1 protein-coding gene is annotated in these 403 nt (G+C 41.9%); it reads right to left on the reverse strand.

All coding sequences use genetic code 11. The features are described from left to right. Positions 1–115 precede the first annotated feature (115 nt). On the reverse strand, positions 116–403 hold a 288-nt coding region (locus AB4585_RS27930), incomplete at its 5' end, for a TRAP transporter large permease subunit (protein WP_372172013.1).

Consider the following 403-nt stretch of genomic DNA (forward strand, 5'->3'; position numbering starts at 1 on the left):
GGTCATTCGACCTCCCATATTTGTACAAAAAGCGTACCGATTACGATTACATCATGTAATTAACTTTCAATTATAACTGAACAAGACTCTTTTTTCGATAAATCAGGGAATTAAGTTACATAGTCAGCCCATACATACCCGGAAACAGCAACAAAGTAGCCAGCACCACTACCTGAATGGCGATAAACGGCATGACGCCAGCGTAGATATCTCTTGTTGTCACCTGTTTAGGCGCAACCCCTTTCAGATAGAATAAACTGAAGCCAAATGGCGGTGTTAAAAAGGAGGTCTGCAAGTTCATCGCTACCAGTATGGCAAACCACACCATATTGATGCCCAGAAGCTCAGCAACCGGCGAGATCATAGGAACAATGATGAAACAGATTTCCACAAAATCAATGAA

The sequence above is a fragment of the Vibrio sp. 10N.222.49.C9 genome (assembly GCF_041474985.1).
Classification (GTDB): domain Bacteria; phylum Pseudomonadota; class Gammaproteobacteria; order Enterobacterales; family Vibrionaceae; genus Vibrio; species Vibrio crassostreae_C.